This window comes from Timonella senegalensis JC301, assembly GCF_000312125.1.
Taxonomy (GTDB): domain Bacteria; phylum Actinomycetota; class Actinomycetes; order Actinomycetales; family Cellulomonadaceae; genus Timonella; species Timonella senegalensis.
On record NZ_HE978644.1, the window covers coordinates 262510 to 281092 of the forward strand.

The window sequence follows — 18583 nt, forward strand, 5'->3', positions numbered from 1 at the left end:
GAAACCCCGGATCAGTTGGCCACGATTGATGAGGTCAAGGCAGACATGGAGCGCGAGATGCCCATGGACCGCCTGGTGTGTGGAGACGTGGGCTACGGCAAGACGGAGATCGCCGTTCGTGCGGCGTTCAAGGCAGTCCAGGATGGCAAGCAGGTTGCTGTCCTCGTGCCCACAACCCTGCTGGTTCAGCAGCACTATGACACGTTCTCTGAGAGGTACGCGGGCTTCCCCGTAACGGTCAAGGCGCTGTCCCGATTCCAAACCGACAAGGAAGCCAAGGCAGTCTTGGACGATCTGTCCAAGGGTAAGGTCGACGTCATTATTGGCACGCACCGTCTGCTCTCGGGCACCGTGCACTTCAAGGACCTTGGGCTCGTCATCATTGACGAGGAGCAGCGGTTCGGCGTGGAGCACAAGGAGACGCTCAAGCAGTTGCGCACCAACGTGGACGTGCTCGCGATGAGCGCGACCCCGATCCCGCGCACGCTCGAGATGGCCGTAACCGGCATCCGCGAGATGTCCACGTTGACCACCCCTCCGGAGGAGCGCCACCCCGTGCTCACATACGTGGGTGCGTATGAGGACAAGCAGATCATCGCCGCGATCAGGCGCGAACTGTTGCGCGAGGGCCAGGTGTTCTACGTGCACAACAAGGTGGATTCGATCAACCGCACAGCTTCCAAGCTCATGGAGCTGGTGCCCGAGGCGCGAGTCCGGGTTGCGCACGGAAAGATGAACGAGCACGAGCTTGAGCAGGTGATCATGGACTTCTGGGAGAAGAAGTTCGACGTGCTCGTGTCCACCACGATCATCGAGACCGGCCTGGATATTTCCAACGCGAACACCCTGATTGTGGAGCGGTCCGACCGCCTCGGCCTGTCCCAGCTCCACCAGTTGCGCGGCCGCGTCGGCCGCGGTCGCGACCGCGCCTACGCGTATTTCCTGTACCCGCCGGAGAAGCCGCTGACTGAGACTGCGCATGACAGATTAGCGACGATTGCCGCCAATACCGATCTCGGGTCCGGTATGGCTGTGGCTCTGAAGGACCTGGAAATTCGCGGTGCCGGTAACCTCTTGGGCGGTGAGCAGTCGGGCCAAATTGCTGGGGTCGGCTTTGACCTCTACGTGCGCATGGTTGGCGAGGCCGTGTCGGCGTTTAAGGGTGAGTACAAGCAGGAGGTCCCGGAGGTCTCGATCGAGCTTCCCATTGACGCGCACATTCCGCACGAGTACATCGCGCACGAGCGTCTGCGTTTGGAGGCGTACCGCAAGATCGCGGAGGCCACGGACGAGGTTCAGTTGGAGCATATCCGCGAGGAGCTGCTCGACAGGTATGGCTTGCTGCCGGAGGCGGTGGGCAACCTGTTCATTGTTGCCTCGTTCCGTAACTTTGTGCGTGAATCGGGGGTCCATGACGTCACTGTTCAGGGTAAGTACGTGCGCTTTGCTCCGGTGGAACTGGCGGAGTCCGCGACGATGCGCCTGAAGAGGATCTATCCGGGCTCGATGATTAAACCTGCGGTTCGCACGATTTTGGTGCCGTACCCAACCACCTCGCGCATTGGCGGTAAGCCGCTGCGTGGCGAGGAGATTGTGGAGTGGGCGCGCCAGTTGATTCGGATTATCGTCCAAGGGGATGTCTCCGCTGCGGCAGCAGTGGCGACCAACCGTAGGTAATAACGATCGAAGTGAGTTGTTGCCGCAGGGTGGTCAGAACTGCTGACGGAGCAGTCGGTACGGCTGCGGCAGCAGTGGCGACCAACCGTAGGTAATAACGATCGAAGTGAGTTGTTGCCGCAGGGTGGTCAGAACTGCTGACGGAGCAGTCGGTACCGCAGCGGTAGCTGGCACGAGGTAAGGGTGCGGCGGAGCCCGCCCCATTACCCAACCCTCACCTGCCGAACGAGAGTATTCTCTAGCCCACTCTCGACGTCGAGAGTGGGCTAGAGAATACTCTCGTTGAAAGCGAGGGCGGAACTCCCTCACAGGCCCGCCCGCGCCCATCTCGGTGTGCCTTCACCTTCTTCTCCCTGCGAGATAGCGGTTGGGGGAGCGAGATGTTCCGGCGGACCTACAATCTCGGACCCCCAGGTGCAATCTCGGCGGAGGGAAGGTGGGGCTCGGCGGAGCCCGACCTTACCTGTATGTCAGGAGCCGTCGCGCTGGTCTGCCAACCTGGTGCGACTGAACTTGATCTCCTCGAACTCGATGTCGCATCCCTGTCCGGTGGGAGATTGGGCTTCGAAGCCGATCTGTGGGAGTTCACCTTCATAGTTCAGGTCAAAGACTCGTACGAGGTCCCACTTTTGTCCGTCGAGGGAAGAGTGCATACAGGTCACGTTGTCTACGCGGGAGATGCGCATCCATACGGTATTGCCGTCTACGACTACGCCGTTTGAGTCGTCTGATACCTCGCGGTTCACTACTGAGACCACGGTGGCTTGACCCGCAGGGTTGTACTCAAAGCAGAACTTGGCCCAATAGCGTTCGTTGAACCACACGAGCAGGACCCCGGCGTCGAACTTGGACTTGAACCCCACGGTGATCTTGGCGCTGAGTTGGTAGTCGCCTTCCGGCGCGCTCATGAGCAGGGTGTCGGCGTTGAGGACGGCCGGGTTCGGGTTGGAGGCGTTCGGGTCCACGAATATGTCGGTCATTGGGGCTGCGGTTACTGCAATGTGCGGACGGTCGGCGCTGATCGCCCAGTCGACGGCTCCGGTGGCGGTGAACTCGGCGTCGATGCCAGGGATGTGGTGAGTGCTCATGAAGTGTCGCTTCCTTCGTCGGAACGGATTGCCTCCATAGTGGACTGGTGCTCTGCGGTTTGAAACCGGGCGCGCTGAACTTCATACGAAAGTACGTCGTTTGGGTCGCGGAAAGGTGGTTTTATGGTGGGGTGACCTCAAACCTTGACCTTGCCAGTGCCCGTGAGTTCGTTCTGCGCCAGAAAGTCCGCATGGTTGCGAACGAGTACACGATTGAGAGTGCGAACGGCACTCTGCTCGCGTATGCGAAGCAGAAGGTCATGGCGCTCAAGGAGCGGGTCAGGTTCTTCTCTGACTCCACCAAGTCGATTGAGGTTTTTTCTTTCCAGGCCCGCAACGTCATGGACATGACATCCAAGTGCGATGTATTTGACGGGCACGGTACCCAGATCGGGTTCTTCTCCAAGGACTTTGGCAAGTCAATGCTGCGGTCCACGTGGCACCTCGAATGCGCTAGCGGACACTATCAGGGCCAAGAATCTAGCCAAGCCATCGCCCTTATCCGCCGCTTTGCCGACGTGGCGCTTCCGTACGACTTTGCATTCAAAGACGCTCAAGGGAACCCTGCCTTCCACATTGAGCGCAAGATGACGCTGAGGGATTCCTACAAGGTCACGATCATGGACCCGAGCATTGATGGACGTGTAGTTGCCGCATTGGCAGTGGCACTCGACACTCTGCAACAGCGCTGATCAGCTCAAGCTTTTGGTAGTAGGGCAAGCTTCGCAGGAGCGGGAGTGCTCGCGAAGCCGAGGAGTCCCGCTCCTCACTGAGTGTGACGTGTCAGATATGAGACGGCTCTGCTCAATAGCGCTTTGCGTATGCAATACTTGAACCATCATGCACAACAACACTTTTCCCGTAATCAACACCGTGCCCCGCGTCGCCGGCACCGTGTGTTGTCGTTGTTGTTGATTCCAGCCTTCGCGTAAGGGTGGACAGACTGCTGCACCCAGGGTGCCTCGCACCCAGTGAAGACCAGCCGCTCTGCGGCCGCTTCTTGAGTGAGCAGAACGCTCCGTAACCCGCGCAGGTACGCCACCACAATCGTCGTGAATAAATTCCGGCGATGTGGCGGCAGGATCAGACTTTTCTCCCCAGTTGTGCGGCGCATTCCACTTATTAGCAGGTGTAGGCAATGCCGCCGATCCGCTATTCCGCATCCACGTAAGCACCTGCAGAACAGGAACACCGCAATGAAAACCAGGCTTTCCCTGGCCACGCTGGCACTCGTCTCGTCGCTGGTGCTCGCAGCGTGCGGAACCGGTGGCGGCACCGGCGCCAACCCAGAAGCTACCTCGACGGGTGGCGGCTCGAACGCCGCAACCACTGAGGAAATCGTCATCGGTTCGACCAACGAGCCCACCTCGTTTGAGCGCAACATCGGCGGCTCGTCCGGCATCTCGGAGACCACCACCCGCAACGTCTACGAGGGTCTGACCTCGATTGACGAGTCCGGTCAGGTCATCAACACGCTGGCCAAGGACATCGCGATCTCGGACGACGGGCTCACCTACACGTTCACCCTCCAGGACGGCGTGAAGTTCCACGACGGAACCGCTCTGACCTCCAAGGACGTCAAGTGGGCGATCTCACAGGCGATTGCGCCGGAGTCCAAGTCGGCGCGCAAGTCGGACCTCGCGGTCATCCAGAAGATCGATACCCCAGACGACGCAACCGTGGTGCTGACCCTCGGACACAAGGCCGCCTCGCTGCCATTCTTCTTGGCCTCGGTCACCGTGGTGAAGGACGGCGATAAGACCAACACCGCAGAGAATGGCACCGGGCCCTACAAGCTCGCTGAATACAAGCAGGGCGACCACCTCACCCTGGTCAAGAACGACGACTACTGGGGCGAACCAGCCAAGAACCCAGGCGTAACCTTCCAGTTTTACAACGACGAAACCGCAATGAACAACGCAATGCGTACGGGCGCGCTCGACATCGTGCTGCAGGAGGAAACCCCTGACCAGCTGATGCAGTTCCAGGACGACCCACAGTTCAAGGTGACCGAGGGCAACTCGATCAAGAAATGGCTGTGGACGTTCAACAACAAGGTTGCACCGTTCGATGACGTTAAGGTCCGCCAAGGCCTGTACACGGCGATCAACCGCGACGCGATCCTCAATGCAGTATGGGGCGACTACGGCACGGTTATCGGCTCGATGCCACCAGTTTCTGAGCCGTGGTACGACGCAAGTTACGCCGAGATCCACGCGTACAACCCAACAAAGGCCAAGGAACTCCTCGATGAGGCCGGCGTCAAGGACCTATCGTTCGGTATCAAGTACGTAGCCGAACCTACCCAGGAAATCATTGTCCAGCAGCTCAAGTCCGACCTCGCGGCCGTGGGAGTTACCCTCAACCTGACTCCGATCGACGACTCGGCCTGGTACGAGGGCGTCTACACCAACAAGGACTACGAGACCACGTTGATGGACCACAACAACCCACGCGATGTTCTCTGGTACGCCAACCCTGACTTCTACTGGCAGTACGACAACAAGAAGGTCCAGGAACTCAAGGTCAAGTCCGACGAGGCAAACTCCACCGAGGAGCAGACCAAGTACATCCACGAGCTCTCCGGCATCATCGCCGAGGAAGCACCATCCGCATGGCTGTTCCAGGCCCCACAGATCCGGGTCTCGCGCGCGGAAATCAGCGGATTCTCTGCGGACAAGAACGCAGAGCCGTTCTACGTGGCGAACATCGTTCGCTCGAACTGATTGGGTAGCGCCTAGCGCTCGCTAGGCCTGTGGCCCGCGCTGTAGTTCAGCCCCTTGCGGGGCCGGACCAGTCCGTGTGGGGGTGGGCCGGTCTCCGTAGGTGGCCGGTAGTGAACAGCGCGGGCCAAATACTGCCCGCAGTGGAATAGTTTCAGTCACACTGCGTTACAGAACGTGGACGAGCGTCCTGATCACTACGGCGCTCACGTAACTCAACAAAGGAAAGTACCAAAGCCGATGGGCAGATTCATCGCGGTGCGTGTAGCCTCGCTGATTGTTTCGCTGTTCGTGGCGAGCGTCTTGATCTTCGCGGTCTTGCGCCTGCTTCCGGGAGGTCCCGCGGGCTCGCTGCTCGGGGTGGGCACGACCGCCGAACAACTCGAGCAACTTCGCGAGGAACTGGGGATGAATCAGTCCTTGGTGGCGCAGTATGGGGACTGGATTGGTGGCTTGTTCTCGGGCTCGACCACATCCTTTGTCTCGGGAATGCCGGTGAACGAGTTAATCGCGTCAAAGCTCCCTGTGACGATTCCGCTGTCGCTCGCTGCGTTTGTGGTGTCTGTGCTGGTCTCGGTTCCGCTCGGTGTCATCGCGGGGGTCTACCGCAACTCGGCCATCGGCGTTGGGGTATCGGCACTGTCCCAGCTTGGGCTTGCTGTCCCCGTGTTCTGGGTGGGCGTTGTGCTGGTGTGGGTGTTCTCGTTGCAGGCAGGAATCTTGCCGTCGGGCGGGTTCCCACGGCAGGGCTGGAACGACTTTGGCGGCGCCGTGTCCGCTCTGGTCCTTCCCGTCATCACGATCGCTATCGCGATGTCCTCGATCATGGTCAGGTACGTCCGTTCGGCCACGCTCGACGTCCTGGACGCGGATTACATCCGCACGGCCCGCTCGATCGGGTTCTCACGCGGCGGCGCTCTGGCACGCCATGGGCTGCGCAACGGCGCCGTCCCGGTAGTTGCAATTCTCGGTATCGAACTCGCGACTTCCCTGCTCGGTGCAGTCGTGGTTGAGAACGTGTTCGCGCTGCCCGGCCTTGGCTCGGAACTGCTCTCTGCCGTCACGTCCCGCGACTTCCCGGTCATCCAGAACCTCGTTCTGTTCCTGACCGCAGTGGTCCTTGTTATGAACTTCGCAGTGGACCTGATCCAGCGCGCGATTGACCCGCGCCTGCGGCTCGTGTCTGCTTCAGCCGGGGGAGGTGCCCTGTGACCGGCACAAATATGTCAGATATTCCCGCCGCAGGCGGTCAGATTCACGACGATACTGGCAGCTTGGCAGGAGAACTCCAGCCTGTTTCTAGTCCCGTTGGGAGGAAGGGGTTGTCGGCACGCAGGTGGCCGCCCTCCCTGGTTGCCGGGGTCATCATGGTTGGGGTTACTGTGCTTGTGGGCCTGGTGTCGTTTGTGTGGACGCCGTACTCGATCGACTCCACGGGTGATGGTGGGCGTCTCGCAGGGCCGTCGGCCGACTTCTGGATTGGCACCGACAGGCTTGGCCGCGACCTGTTTTCGCAGCTCATGACGGGTGCGCAGTCCGCAATCATCGTCGCTGTTGCGGCGGTTCTCATCGCCGGTGCGCTCGGCGTAGTGATCGGGATTCTTGCGGCTGGGACTACCAAGACGGTGGACGTTGCACTGCTTAACCTGATCGACCTGATGATCGCCTTCCCCACGCTTTTGCTTGCCATGCTCGTGGTCACGGTTCGCGGGGCCTCCCTGAGTTCCGCAGTGCTGGCTATTGGCATCTCCGGCTCTGCGGTGATTGCCCGCGTGACTCGCGTGAACGCATCACGCGTCCTGCGCGAGGACTATGTGACAGCGTCGATCGCATCCGGAACGGGCTGGTTCGGAGTGGTGGCTCGTCACGTGCTTCCCAACATCCTGCCGATGCTGTTGGTCCAGCTCATGATACTTGCGGGTTCTGCAATCCTCGCCGAGGCTTCCCTGTCCTACCTGGGGCTGGGTGCTCCACCGCCTGCGCCCTCGTGGGGTCGCATGCTCAAGGAGGCTCAATCGACGCTGTCGGTTCAGCCGTGGGGTGCCATAGTTCCTGGTATTGCCATTGCGTGGACCGTGCTTGGGCTGAACCTCCTGGGCGATGGCCTGCGCGAACGCCTTGATCCATCTTTGAGGGGTGACCGATGAGCCTGACAGTTAAGGACCTCACCGTTAAGACGTCCGGCGGCGTGAGGCTTCTGGACTCCGTGTCCTGGAGCGTGGAGAGCGGCGGACGGCTTGGAATCATCGGCGAGTCTGGCTCCGGAAAGTCCCTCACCGCCCAGGCGATACTCGGGCTGCTCCCGCAGGGTATGACCGCAACGGGATCGATCACCCTTGACGGCCAGGAACTCCTCGGTGCCCCCGAGTCAGCACTGCGCAGCGTTCGAGGCAACCGCATCGCGATGATCTTCCAGGAACCACTCACTGCCCTGGACCCGCTCATGCGCGTGGGTAGGCAGATTGCGGGGCCGCTGAAGCTGCACACCACATTGAACAAGGCGGGGATCGCTGTGCGCTCGCGAGAGCTCCTGGAGCTCGTCGCACTGCATGACGTGGACAGGGTGCTGCAGTCGTACCCGTGGCAGCTGTCCGGCGGGCAACGCCAGCGCGTTTCCATCGCGATGGCGCTGGCCTGTGAGCCGGAGGTGCTCATCGCGGACGAACCAACCACCGCGCTCGACGTGACGGTCCAGGCAGAGATCCTTGACCTACTCGCTCGTATCATCAAGCAGACGGGCACAACTCTGGTATTTGTGTCCCACGACCTGCCCGTCATCTCCAAGGTGGCGCAATCACTCGTGGTCATGAAGAAGGGAAAGGTTGTGGAGGAAACGAGTGTGTCCGGCGCACTGTCCGGAGCGCAGCACCCCTACACGCGCCAGCTCCTCGAGGCAGCCCGCAAGGTCACGCGTCTCCCCGAGGCAGAGGTGGAAAACTGATGAACGCTGAGCCAATGATTGACGTCGCGCCGTTGGAGGTTGCCGTGCCGTTGATTGAACTCGACAACGTGACACGCACGTTCGGTCGCGGAGCCAAGAAGACTCACGCCCTGCGGGGAGTTTCGCTCAACGTCGAGGCGGGCCGTTCCCTCGGAATCGTGGGGGAGTCCGGCGCCGGAAAGTCCACCATCCTGAAGCTTCTCATGGGACTCGACCAGCCCACGAGCGGCGAGGTCAGGTTCACGGGCCAGCCGCTGACCGTGCGCAACCGCAAGCTCATGCGTCAGTTCCGCAGCCAGGTCCAGATCGTGTTCCAGGATCCGCGCTCATCGTTGGACCCGCGCATGTCCGTGGGATCCATCATCGCTGAGCCACTGCGCTCACTCGGGACTCCGGGGGACCGGAAGGCCCGCGTGGATGAGGTCTTGGGATGGGTGGGACTCGACTCAAGCGCCGCAAGTAAGTACCCCGCGCAGTTCTCCGGTGGACAACGCCGACGCATCGCAATAGCGCGAGCACTCGCCCCAGCACCCGCAGTTCTGGTTGCTGACGAACCCGTTAGCGCACTCGACGTCTCAGTGCGCTCGCAGATCATCGACCTCTTGGACTCCCTCAAGAAGGATCTCGGGCTGACTCTCGTGATGGTTTCCCACGACATGGCGATTGTGGGGCAACTCTGCGAGGAAACAATCGTGCTCAGGGACGGGCAGATCGAGGAGTCGGGGAACACCCGCCAGGTACTCACTGCGCCCAGGGCCGAGTACACCAAGAAGCTCCTTGAGGCCGTCCCGACCCTCTCCTGAACCCCACCCCTCTCATCGAGAGTATTCCTGCGCCCACTCTCGACGTCGAGAGTGGGCGCAGGAATACTCTCGATGGGGGAAGGGCGAGGTTCTGCTAGTAGGGCAAGGTGAGATCTCGCGAGCTCTGGTCGGCCTCTGGCTGGAGGGCTGAGCGTTCTCGAGTCACTCCGCACCTACGCGCCAATCTCAACAGTCGAGACGAAGGTGGATAGGGTAGTTCCGCCCTGGGTTTAGTTGAACGTGAGTTCTTGCATTGCAAGGCAGCGTTGTAACGGTCAGCATCGTCATGAGCGGGATTCATGCGGCTCCTGACAACTGGGCGAGTCGCAAACTGGGGGGTGTGCAAGAATTTCAGCCTCACTGTTACAACATGGGATGAATGGTATTGGTGACCGTATTTTGTGGTCTTGTGCCCAATGCCTTCGCGATTTAAATTCATGGATTGAACGCTGCCAAGGGCTCTCAATCCTGTAATTGTGCGGGAACGTCGAGTGTGTGCAGCGGCCCTTTCGGGACTCAATGAGGAGAAGAATGCACACCCAAGAACTCCAAAAGCGACGGACCATCAGTGCCGGAGCTGAGCGCCTCATCGGCGTCAAAGCAGCGAGGCGAGCGGTAGGGGCGGTCTCCGCTCTCACGCTCGCGATTCTCGCGATCTACCCGGGTGCGCCCGGTTCGGCCTATGCAGCCACTTTGACTACTGCTGCGAAGCCTCCTGTGGCAGCGCAAGCCAGTGTGACTGTCTCGGCCCCTTCAACTGGCGTACTCCCCAACAGCCAGATCGCGAAATCGGCACCCGCAGGTGTCAATGGTTCAGATGTCATTCTGAACCTCTTCCAATGGAACTGGGTCTCAGTGGCTAAGGAATGTCCAAGTCTCGGTGCTTCAGGGTACGGGTATGTCCAGGTCTCACCTCCTCAAGAACACATCATTGGCTCCCAATGGTGGACGAGCTATCAGCCGGTGAGTTACCGCATCGAATCCAAGTTGGGTACACAAGAACAGTTCTCGGCGATGGTCTCCGCATGTGCGGATGCCGGCGTAGGAATTATTGCGGATGCTGTCATTAACCACATGACAGGCCAAGTGACCTCGGGTGTTGGTTGGGCGGGAACCGACTACGACCTTGAGAGTTATCCCGGTCCCGACGGTCGGTACAGTGCCGAGAATTTTCACGAGTGCAAGTCAGACATCGGCAACTACAACGACCGCGATGAAGTGCAGAACTGCAGACTTGTGGGCCTGCAGGATCTGGACACCAGCTCGGAGTACGTGCGGTCTGAGATCGCAGCGTACCTAGACCACCTAGCAGGTCTTGGGGTTAAGGGTTTCAGGATCGACGCGGCCAAGCACATGGCGGCTGCGGATATCGCCGCAATCAAGGCTGCGACGACTTCCGCCAAGGACCTGTACTGGGTCCACGAGGTCATCGGCTCTGCGTCTGAGCCCATCAAGACCTCCGAGTACACCGGCATTGGGGATGTGCACGAGTTCAACTACGCCCGCGGCCTGAAGTCCGCCTTCGATGGATCGATTTCACGGCTCCAATACGTTGGTACCGGCTGGAGCCTGCTGGCATCCTCACATGCGGGCGTGTTCGTGGATAATCATGACACTGAGCGCAACGGCGAGACCATGAACTACAAGTGGGGCGCCAAGTACAAGCTTGGCAACATGTTCATGCTGTCATATCCGTACGGTTCGCCGTCTATTTACAGCGGCTACGAGTTTGAAGAGCGCGACGCTGGCGCGCCGCAAGACGCCAACGGGCTTATCGACGATGTTGCTTGCTCGAGTGGTGCCTTTACCTGCCAGCATCGCAGCCCTGAAATTAAGAACATGGTTGGCTTCCACAATCTTGTTGCTGGAACCACAATTAACAACTGGCAGAACGTCTCCAACAACTTTGTGGGTTATGGAAGAGGCAATAAGGGATTTGTTGCACTCAACAACACCGCACACACCGAGAACTACACCTTTGCAACTCGTCTTCCAGCGGGCACCTACTGCAATATTGTTTCTAACTCGGAGTTGAGTGGATGCGTTCAAGACATTGAGGTCACAGCGGATGGTCGAGCCAGTGTCACGGTTGAGCCGTACTCGGGCATCGCGATCGACATCGACCATGCGACTCTTACCGGGGAAAACCCACAGGAGAACGCGGGCACCACAACAGTCTTCTATCCCGCGGAGGTATTCGGTGAGGACTCGACTTACATCCACCACGGGGCAATACCGGGTTGGACCGCAGTTCCCGGAGTCAAAATGCAGCCGTCAGTATGTGAGGGCTGGGTCAGTGCTGAGATTCAGAATGAGGGTCCTTTTGAGGCCGTGTTCAATGACGGCGGAAGTCGCTGGGATAACCCATCATCCGGAGGCAACTATGTCCTAGACGGCAACATTGCGACAGTTAAGGACAAGACAGTGTTTGGGACCTTGCCGTGTGACCCTGATTCGTTCCGGAACACGGTGGTGTACTACGCCACCAATGGAGAGTGGGAGAACTACAACGTCCATTTCGAGGCTGGAATGGCCGGCTGGACCACTCCTCCGGGCAAACCCATGTCTCCCGCCTGCACGGGTTGGGTAAAGCGCACCATTCAGGTTGATGGCGAAGGCTTAACGCTCACGTTCAATGACGGCACGAGTTGGGACAACAATGGCGGCGCCAACTACTCAGCCTTTGGTCCAATCGTGTCCGTCTCGGACGGAGTTATTGGGGACACAAACCCGTGCGCTGGTCAGGAGGAAAGCGAAGAACTCCCAGACACGGATATCGAAACTCCGACATTCGAGTTTGACGTGCTTGAGATCTACTACGCTGCCGACAAGGGGTGGCCAAAATACATGATCCACTACGGGTCCGGTAGCGAGTGGACTGCTGTGCCTGGTGTAGAGATGGACACCGTGACCTGTGAAGGTTGGGCTACCTTCTCGATTGCGAACGCTAAGAACGTGATGCTCACGTTTAACGATGGAGCTGAGGTCTGGGACTCGAATAACGGCGCAAACTACGCTGCTACGCACCAGACCATGACATTCTCAGGCGGCTCTGTAACGCACGAAAACCCCTGCCTAGGCGGATCGGATGGTGGCACTGGTACTGATGGTGGTACTGGTACTGGTACTGATGGTGGCACTGGTACTGACGGCAACTCCGACTCAAACGGTCCAGGTGGGGAAGGGGCTGATGGTAGCGCTGGCCCTGGCGGATCTGATGCAGAGCAGGGCGACGAGGTCCTCGCTGAAACGGGTGTCAGCATTGCCGGCGCCCTGGAGATGGCATTTGGAGCACTTGTCGCGTGCGGACTCATTGCGGTGGGGGCAGTAGCGGTACGGCGCGCCTCCCAACGGGTGTAGCAAGCCAGCTAGTCCCTTTGTGTGGAACTTGTCCTGGGCCCCCTCTTCATTTCGAGAGGGGGCCCAGGCATTTCTGCGTGTGGACTGCGAGATAAGGGCACTGCAGCCGGTGCGGGGAGAATGTTGCTTTTGTGCAGGGATGTCATGGCGGACTCGGGCTGTGCCGCTTCGCTTGTCGCACAAGCCCCGCCTTGATTCCTTCGGTTTCCCCGCTACCTCCCCACCTACTCATCGAGAGTATTCCTGAGCCCACTCTCGACGTCGAGAGAGGGCCAGGAATACTCTCGATTGGGAACGGGCGAGGTTCCACTACCTTCCCGTTTCCGCGAATGCCGTCGCCCGGTGTTGAATGCCATCCCCGCGCGACGGCCCTCGTTGCCTTTGCGCGGCCCTCGTTGCTTTTCCGAGGCCCTCACCAAGTAGGGTCGGGTCGGCGCTTGCTCGGTCGTCACTGACCCGGTCGTCACATACTTGATCGAACGGATGATTATCGATCCGTTCGACACCGAACGGATCGATAATCATCCGTTCGATGGAAGGGAGTGGGTCATGCGGGGCAGGAGCCGAGGGCCAGCGGGCGTGAGGGACAATGAGAGGGTGACCAAGATCGTCGAGAATCAGGGCCAGGACCAGCCGCAGGGTGGCGCCGCAGATCAGGGGCAGGAGTGTGCCGCAGGGCAGGGCCAGGACCAGCCGCAAGGTGGTGCCGCAGAACAGCGCAGGCTAGCGGGCATTGCCCGCGCAATCACGGTGATGGACCGCTTGCGGTCCCCGGGAGGATGTCCTTGGGACATCGAACAGACCCACGAATCGCTGGTGAAGTACCTGCTTGAGGAGTCGTACGAACTCGCTGATGCGGTGGACAACAACGACCGCGAGAACCTGCGCGAGGAGCTGGGAGACGTGCTGCTCCAGGTCCTATTCCACGCGAGGATCGCGCAGGAACACCCCACCGACCCCTTCACCTTTGACGATGTTGCGGGTGATTTAGCGGCCAAGCTCGAGTTCCGTCACCCGCACGTGTTTTCTGACGTCACGGTCTCAGGACCCGAGGAAGTCACAAAAAACTGGGCTGAACTCAAGAAACAGGAGAAGGGCCGGGAATCGGTTTTTGACGGGATTCCACTGGCACAAGGCGCACTATCACGCGCCCAGAAGGTGCTTGGCCGGGCCGCGCGGGATGAACGGATCGTGAACGCACTGGAAGTTGCGTCAGAAAACGTAGACAATAGAACCGACGCGGAAAAAATCGGATTTGAACTGCTCGAAATCGTGCGGCGCGCCGCACGTCTGGGCATCGACGCCGAAGGCGCGCTTCGCCAGACACTGACCAGTGTGGAAGGAAGTGCCCGCCGCGCCGAGGCGGAACTGACCGACTAAACCTTGGTCAAGGCCGTGACGACACCGCCGTATTTCGACCAAACCCACACTGGGGGTGGAGCGAAGTACCACGGTTTCCAACAGACCTCGCAGGTCAGACCTGCACGGACAAGATGCCGGGCTGGCGCACACAACAATAGGACGAATAGCCCCTCGCGGAGTGTGACCGGGCCAGTACGCTTGGTATGTAAACTCAAGTCTCTTGAAGGAGCCCCACAGTGGCATTTATCGAATCCGTACGCGCTCTCGAGATCCTCGACTCGCGTGGAAACCCAACCCTCGAGGTTGAGGTTGTTCTTGAAGACGGCGCAATCGGACACGCAGGTGTTCCATCCGGTGCATCCACCGGCGCATTCGAAGCAGTTGAGCTCCGTGACGGCGACAAGTCCCGTTACCTCGGCAAGGGTGTTGAGACCGCAGTTGCAGCAGTCAACGACGTCTTCGGCCCAGCTCTCGTTGAAGAAGGCTTTGACGCTGAAGACCAGCGCGCAATCGACGCTCGCCTGATCGAGCTCGACGGCACCGCTAACAAGGGCAAGTACGGCGCAAACGCCATTCTCGGTGTCTCGCTCGCAGTTGCACACGCAGCAGCAGAATCCGCAGGCCTGCCACTGTACAAGTACGTTGGTGGACCAAACGCACACACCCTTCCTGTTCCAATGATGAACATCCTCAACGGTGGATCCCACGCGGACTCGAACGTTGACATCCAGGAGTTCATGGTTGCTCCAATCGGCGCACCAACCTTCAAGGAAGCTCTTCGTTGGGGTGCAGAGGTTTACCACTCCCTCAAGTCAGTTCTCAAGGAGAAGGGCCTCGCAACCGGCCTCGGCGATGAGGGTGGATTCGCTCCAAACCTCGAGTCGAACCGTGCAGCTCTCGACCTCATCATCGAGGCAATCGAGAAGGCCGGCTTCAAGCCAGGCGAAGAGGTCGCACTCGCACTTGACGTTGCAGCAACCGAGTTCTTCGACGAGGCAAAGGGCGTCTACAACTGGGAGGGTGGCGAGAAGACCGGTGACGAGATGATCGAGTTCTACACCCAGCTCGTAGCCGACTACCCACTCGTATCCATCGAAGACCCACTGTCGGAAGACGAGTGGGACTCCTGGGCAAAGCTCGTTGAGGCAATCGGCGACAAGACCCAGATCGTTGGAGACGACCTGTTCGTAACCAACCCAGAGCGCCTCGCACGCGGCATCAAGGAGAAGGCTGCAAACGCCCTCCTGGTTAAGCTCAACCAGATCGGTTCGCTCACCGAGACCCTCGACGCCGTGACCATGGCACAGCGCGCGGGCTTCTTCGCAATGACCTCGCACCGTTCTGGTGAGACCGAGGACACCACCATTGCTGACCTCGCAGTTGCAACCAACGCTGGCCAGATCAAGACCGGTGCACCAGCACGTGGTGAGCGCATCAACAAGTACAACCAGCTCCTGCGCATCGAGTCGCAGCTCGGCGACGCAGCAGTCTACGCAGGAAAGTCCGCTTTCCCACGCTACAACGGCTGATTATTAGCTGCTAAGCACTAAAGCTGCGGTCCTGCCCCACAAGGGTAGGGCCGCAGTTTTTGTTACCCGGAATGTGGTGAAATCGTGAGGCGAACCTGTGCTGCGGCGTGGCGGGTACCGGCCACACCTGTCTCTTGAGAAACTGGCGATATGCCTAGTTCGCGCCCACCGTCACCACGCTCCTCGAGCGGCGGTCCGGCGCGCCCGTCTCGTCCCGCGGGGAGGACCTCGCGGCCATCGAGTGGGCGGGTGCCTGCAGCAGGAGAATCGCACGGTAAGTCCGTACCTAAGCAGGCTCGGCCCACTGCTCCTCGTGCTGGTGCGAGGTCTTCCGGTGCAAAACCTGCTGGTGCGAAGCCAGCGGGAGCCCGGTCGAGCGGTGCTCAAAAGCCTGCGAACGCGGCTCGGGCAAGCAACAGCAAATCTGCATCGAGCACACGACCCGCACAGAATCGTTCCGGATCGGCCTCCCAGCGCAAGGCTTCTCCATCGACCGGACGCAAGCCTTCACCAAAGGCAAGCGATGCAGCAAAGAAGGGCGCGACGGCCGGCGGGAACGTTTCCGCATACGCGGTCTCGTCCCCAATGGACCGGGGCACGGGAATCCTCAACTCGCGAGCAGCCAGGCGAATCCTCGTCGCAGCAGTCCTAGCAGTGTGTCTTCTTGTTGTACTTCCCGTGATGCGAAATTACATCAAGCAGTACAACGAGCTATCGGACCTTCGCGCGCAGATCGCTCAAGCGCAGGCAAAGAACAAAGCGTTGAGTAATGAGCTTGCGCGCTGGGATGATGAATCCTACGTGATTGCTCAGGCTCGAGAACGGCTGACCTTTGTGTTCCCAGGCGAGACCCCCTACAAGGTCATGGGCTGGGAGGACGAGGACGTTGTTGTCCCGCAGGACGAGAAGGACCCCGACCTCTTCCCGGAGCAGAAGGTTCCTTGGTATCAGTCGATGTGGATGTCAATTGAGAAGGCGGGAACGCTAGGGGAAGAGGCCGACGGTTCCAAGCCGGGCTCTAAGTCCAGCTCTAAGGAAAAGTCCAAGGACTCATCCAAGAACGAGGACGAGGATTCTACGTCGGGGACTTCTGGTAAGGATTCAGGCGAGGAATCGACAGGCGGCACCACAGACTGACGGCGACGCCGCACGTGTGGACGCGAGCCCAACAGCGGAGAACTAGCGCGCCGAGAAGGGGCTCTTGTGCCTCCTGCTGTCGACCGCGCGCGGTGTGACCAAGCGCAGGTTCCTGCGGTCCGAATCTCTGGAACAATGGGACAGGAAAAAGTACGTTTCAATCCAAGGATCTTTTGTGACTAAGACTGTGGGAACCAGCGAGTTCGCGGTAACCGAAGCCGACCTGGTAGCACTCGAAGAACAGCTCGGGCGTGTGCCCCGCGGAGTCGTCGGCATTGCTGCGCGCTGCGTTTGCGGTCGTCCGCTCGTGGTTCAGACCGCTCCTCGCCTCGAGGACGGCACTCCGTTCCCCACCACGTTCTACCTCACGCACCCCGCCGCGGTTTCGAACGCGAGCACGCTTGAGGCTAACGGCGTTATGAAGGAAATGTCCGAGCGCCTGCTGGTAGACGAGGAACTGGCAGCCAAGTATCGCCTCGCGCACGAGCACTACCTCGCATCGCGTGAAGCACTCGGGCATGTCGAAGAAATCGCAGGGATCAGCGCAGGTGGAATGCCCACCCGTGTGAAGTGCCTCCACGTACTTATCGGACACGCACTCGCCGCAGGACCTGGTGTCCAGCCGCTCGGTGACGAGGCACTCGAGATGATCAAGGACCTGTGGAGCCCTGACATCTGCGCCTGCTGACGCAACTCACTGAACCAAGGCGGGGTTCGCTGCCCTGCCATCCCCTGCCCCGCGATGTCAGATGCGAATGGAATGCTTGTAAACATGAGTGTTGATGTGGTCCTCCCCGAAACCCAGCCTGAGCTTGCCGCTGGTAGCGTGCGCGTAGCCGCAATTGACTGCGGAACGAACTCCATCCGCTTGCTTGTGGCTGATATTGATCGTGCCACTGGGGCGATGAAGGATCACGTGCGGCTTATGGAGGTCGTGCGCCTCGGGCAGGGAGTAGACCAGACTGGGCGTCTTGCTGAAGACGCTCTCGAACGGACGTTTGCTGCGACGCGCAGGTACGCCGAGATCTGCGCCGCCTACGGTGTTGAACGGATTCGCTTTGTTGCCACGTCTGCCACGAGGGACGCGGAGAACCGCGACGTATTCGTGTCTGGCGTCAAGGCAGCGATCGGTGTCGAACCCGAGGTCGTATCCGGGGAAGAAGAAGCCGAGCTGAGCTTCGCTGGCGCGGTGAGCGTGCTCGGCACGGAGCACACCGGCCCCTACCTCGTGGTTGATCTTGGTGGTGGTTCGACAGAACTCGTGTTGGGCACAAAATCGCCCGTTGCCGCTTACTCCATGAATGTGGGTTGCGTGCGCATGACTGAACGCCACCTCAATTCCGACCCTCCCACTGCGGAGGAGATCGAGGCTGCGGCACGCGACATCAACGCGGCAATCGACGAGGCGAGCAAGCACGTTCCTATTGGCCGGACCGCCACGTTGGTCGGACTCGCTGGCACCATCACCACCGTGACCGCGCACGCACTCAAACTGCGTTCGTACGATCGCGAACAGATCAATGGGGCTGTCCTTCCGCTCAAGGCAGCCCAGGAATCGACCAAGAACCTCATGGAGCGCAACCGCGCTGAGCGTGCAGCCCTGCCATTTATGCACCCGGGCCGCGTGGACGTCATCGGCGCCGGCGCACTCGTATGGTCGACCGTGATGGCGCGCGTCCAGGCCGCGGTAGCGCAGGCCGGGGGAGCGCTACGCACCACGGTGACCTCGGAGCATGACATTCTCGATGGGATTGCGCTCTCACTCGCGCGCTGACGAGCGCTGACGAGCGCTGACGAGCACCTGGCCTCTCTGGGCCCAGCCATACACGGCTGGGCCCAGTTTTTTGCCATTTTTCTGCGCATGATCGGCGCTTCCTGTGCACCATCTATGAGCGGTTACCTAACTATTGTGTAAAGAGACGTACTATTTTGTAGCAGGTACTACGCGTTACGTAGTAGTGTT

At 60.0% G+C, this 18583-nt stretch carries 15 protein-coding genes; 13 read left to right on the plus strand and 2 right to left on the minus strand.

Annotated features, from left to right (window positions below; genetic code table 11):
* Positions 1-1677, plus strand: a 1677-nt coding sequence (locus HGSM_RS11900; protein ID WP_040595146.1) for a DEAD/DEAH box helicase, incomplete at its 5' end; no start/stop codon positions are given.
* 33 nt (positions 1678-1710) lie between these two features.
* Here HGSM_RS11900 and HGSM_RS14495 read toward each other — a convergent pair.
* Positions 1711-1851, minus strand: a complete 141-nt coding sequence (locus HGSM_RS14495) for a hypothetical protein (RefSeq protein ID WP_154646341.1) — start codon at positions 1849-1851, stop codon at positions 1711-1713.
* Positions 1852-2147: 296 nt separating this feature from the next.
* Positions 2148-2765 (minus strand): DUF1349 domain-containing protein, encoded by a 618-nt coding sequence (locus HGSM_RS11905; protein ID WP_019148991.1) that lies wholly within the window; start codon positions 2763-2765, stop codon positions 2148-2150.
* Positions 2766-2896: 131 nt separating this feature from the next.
* Between HGSM_RS11905 and HGSM_RS11910 the strand changes: the two genes are divergently transcribed.
* From HGSM_RS11910 to HGSM_RS11965, 12 genes are all read left to right on the plus strand, one after another.
* A complete protein-coding gene (locus HGSM_RS11910) occupies positions 2897-3457 on the plus strand; it encodes an LURP-one-related/scramblase family protein (protein ID WP_019148992.1) in 561 nt (186 codons plus the stop codon).
* Between the two features lie 504 nt (positions 3458-3961).
* On the plus strand, positions 3962-5491 hold the full coding sequence (locus tag HGSM_RS11915; RefSeq protein WP_019148993.1) for an ABC transporter substrate-binding protein: 1530 nt from the start codon (positions 3962-3964) through the stop codon (positions 5489-5491).
* Positions 5492-5728: 237 nt separating this feature from the next.
* Positions 5729-6700: an ABC transporter permease gene (locus tag HGSM_RS11920; RefSeq protein ID WP_019148994.1), complete on the plus strand. Its 972-nt coding sequence runs from the start codon at positions 5729-5731 to the stop codon at positions 6698-6700.
* Entirely contained in the window at positions 6697-7635 is a 939-nt protein-coding gene (locus HGSM_RS11925; RefSeq protein WP_230197546.1) for an ABC transporter permease, read from the plus strand. The genes HGSM_RS11920 and HGSM_RS11925 overlap by 4 nt, the downstream gene beginning before the upstream one ends.
* A complete protein-coding gene (locus tag HGSM_RS11930) occupies positions 7632-8429 on the plus strand; it encodes an ABC transporter ATP-binding protein (protein WP_019148996.1) in 798 nt (265 codons plus the stop codon). Before HGSM_RS11925 ends, HGSM_RS11930 begins: the two co-directional genes overlap by 4 nt.
* Entirely contained in the window at positions 8429-9232 is an 804-nt protein-coding gene (locus tag HGSM_RS11935) for an ABC transporter ATP-binding protein (protein ID WP_019148997.1), read from the plus strand. The genes HGSM_RS11930 and HGSM_RS11935 overlap by 1 nt, the downstream gene beginning before the upstream one ends.
* 531 nt (positions 9233-9763) lie before the next feature.
* A complete protein-coding gene (locus HGSM_RS13895) occupies positions 9764-12592 on the plus strand; it encodes a carbohydrate binding domain-containing protein (RefSeq protein ID WP_019148998.1) in 2829 nt (942 codons plus the stop codon).
* A gap of 597 nt (positions 12593-13189) precedes the next feature.
* Positions 13190-13972, plus strand: a complete 783-nt coding sequence (locus HGSM_RS11945; RefSeq protein WP_019148999.1) for a MazG family protein — start codon at positions 13190-13192, stop codon at positions 13970-13972.
* Between the two features lie 218 nt (positions 13973-14190).
* Positions 14191-15483, plus strand: coding sequence for a phosphopyruvate hydratase (gene eno, locus HGSM_RS11950; protein ID WP_019149000.1), 1293 nt, complete (start codon positions 14191-14193; stop codon positions 15481-15483).
* 249 nt (positions 15484-15732) lie between these two features.
* Positions 15733-16620: a septum formation initiator family protein gene (locus tag HGSM_RS14220; RefSeq protein WP_019149001.1), complete on the plus strand. Its 888-nt coding sequence runs from the start codon at positions 15733-15735 to the stop codon at positions 16618-16620.
* Positions 16621-16795: 175 nt separating this feature from the next.
* Positions 16796-17308 carry a DUF501 domain-containing protein gene (locus tag HGSM_RS11960; RefSeq protein ID WP_019149002.1) on the plus strand — a complete coding sequence of 171 codons (513 nt, stop codon included), beginning with the start codon at positions 16796-16798 and terminating at the stop codon, positions 17306-17308.
* Positions 17309-17392: 84 nt separating this feature from the next.
* A complete protein-coding gene (locus HGSM_RS11965; RefSeq protein ID WP_019149003.1) occupies positions 17393-18394 on the plus strand; it encodes a Ppx/GppA phosphatase family protein in 1002 nt (333 codons plus the stop codon).
* The last annotated feature ends 189 nt before the right edge of the window (positions 18395-18583 follow it).

What these genes read in the sequence shown, in the direction of transcription:
- HGSM_RS11965 (WP_019149003.1), top strand. Translation starts at nt 17,393, where the DNA reads ATGAGTGTTGATGTGGTCCTCCCCGAAACCCAGCCTGAGCTTGCCGCT.
- HGSM_RS11915 (WP_019148993.1), top strand. Translation starts at nt 3,962, where the DNA reads ATGAAAACCAGGCTTTCCCTGGCCACGCTGGCACTCGTCTCGTCGCTG.
- HGSM_RS11905 (WP_019148991.1), bottom strand. Translation starts at nt 2,765, where the DNA reads ATGAGCACTCACCACATCCCTGGCATCGACGCCGAGTTCACCGCCACC.
- HGSM_RS11935 (WP_019148997.1), top strand. Translation starts at nt 8,429, where the DNA reads ATGAACGCTGAGCCAATGATTGACGTCGCGCCGTTGGAGGTTGCCGTG.
- HGSM_RS11930 (WP_019148996.1), top strand. Translation starts at nt 7,632, where the DNA reads ATGAGCCTGACAGTTAAGGACCTCACCGTTAAGACGTCCGGCGGCGTG.
- HGSM_RS11920 (WP_019148994.1), top strand. Translation starts at nt 5,729, where the DNA reads ATGGGCAGATTCATCGCGGTGCGTGTAGCCTCGCTGATTGTTTCGCTG.
- HGSM_RS13895 (WP_019148998.1), top strand. Translation starts at nt 9,764, where the DNA reads ATGCACACCCAAGAACTCCAAAAGCGACGGACCATCAGTGCCGGAGCT.